This is a genomic window from Fretibacterium fastidiosum (assembly GCF_000210715.1).
Taxonomy (GTDB): Bacteria; Synergistota; Synergistia; order Synergistales; family Aminobacteriaceae; genus Fretibacterium; species Fretibacterium fastidiosum.
The window spans coordinates 1375373-1376924 of sequence record NC_021038.1; the positions used below are offsets into that span (position 1 = coordinate 1375373).

Sequence of the window (1552 nt, forward strand, 5' to 3'; positions counted from 1 at the left end):
TGAGAACTGTCAACCGTATGGGCTTCCTTCAGTGGCTGAAACTTCATCAGGCCGCGCGAAGCGCGTGGGGATTGGGGCGTAGCCCCATTTTAAAATTTTAGGGCGCACTTTGCCCCTTGGCCCTGTTTCGCGTTACGCTTATGATAATATAACTGTGGAAAAGTATCGGGCCTTCGCCCGACTGGAGGAGTGTTGTTGGGATGATCGCTGCAAACATTTCGGTATTGGAGGAACTGCGCGCCCTGAAGCGGACGCTGCAGGACAGCCTTTGACCTGCCTGCCCTGGAGGCGCGCTCAAAGGCCCTGACCCAGGAGAGCGCGGCGCCGGACTTCTGGACGCGGGACGGGCACGAGGCCGTGCTGAAGGACCTGTCGGGCGTGAACGCGCGCATTGAAGGCTGGCGCCATCTTTGCTGCGAGATGGACGACCTGTCCGTCCTGGAGGACATGCTGCGGGACGCGGAGGATGCCGAGCTCCAGGGGGAGTTCGAGCGAAGGGCGGCGGAGGTCCGCCGCACGATGGAGCACAGCAGCCTGCTCCTGCTCCTGAACGAGGAATACGACTCGTCCAACGCGATCCTGACGGTACACGCCGGGTCGGGGGGCTGGACTCCCAGGACTGGGCGGAGATGCTGCTGCGCATGTACCTGCGCTATGCGGAGCGCGATGGCCTCAAGGCGACGGTGCTGGAGGCGACGAACGACGAGGAGGCGGGCATCAAGAGTGCCACGGTGATGATGGAGGGCGACAACGCCTACGGGTTCCTGAAGGCGGAGCGGGGGGTGCATCGTCTGGTGCGCATCTCGCCGTTCGACTCCGCCCACCGCCGGCACACGAGCTTCGCGTCGGTCCTCGTCACGCCGGAGTTCTCGGACGACGTGGACGTCGACATCCGCCCGGAGGACCTGAAGGTGGACACCTACCGGGCCAGCGGCGCGGGGGGGCAGTACGTCAACCGGACGGACTCCGCCATCCGCATCACCCACCTGCCGACGGGCATCGTCGTCACGTGCCAGAACGAGCGCTCTCAGCACATGAACCGCCAGGTGGCGATGCACGTCCTGAGGAGCAAGCTCTACGAGCGCGCCCTTCAGGAGAGGCAGGACGAGCTGGCCTCCGTGGTGGGCGACAAGAAGGAGACGACGTGGGGCAGCCAGATCCGCTCCTACGTCCTGCACCCCTACACGCTGGTGAAGGACCACCGGACGGGGCTGGAAAAGGGCAACGCCCAGGCGGTGCTGGACGGGGATATCGACGACTTTATCATGGAGTACCTGCGCTTTCGCGCCCGCAGGGAGCTGTAGGGCGCCGGGCGGGGGCCTGCCCCCGATGGGGCGGGCGTCACTCCATTTATGGGAGCGCCGTCGGCTCACTTCATTTGGCGGCTGCGGTTCCTTTCTGACGGTTTTGCGAGTGCGTCAGCGATTTTCTTGAGCCCTTTTTAGATCATCTTCGGGCGAGCGTCTGCGGGGCCCCCTGAGGCGGCGGTTGGACGCCCCGGCCTGAAGGGACCCGGTTTCAGCTTTCGGAGGCGCTCCCCCGGTATCGAGGT

1 pseudogene is annotated in these 1552 nt (G+C 64.8%); it reads left to right on the forward strand.

What is annotated here, in order from left to right:
* The first annotated feature begins 200 nt into the window (after positions 1–200).
* Positions 201–1304 (forward strand): annotated as a pseudogene (prfB, locus tag SY1_RS06315) (peptide chain release factor 2).
* The last annotated feature ends 248 nt before the right edge of the window (positions 1305–1552 follow it).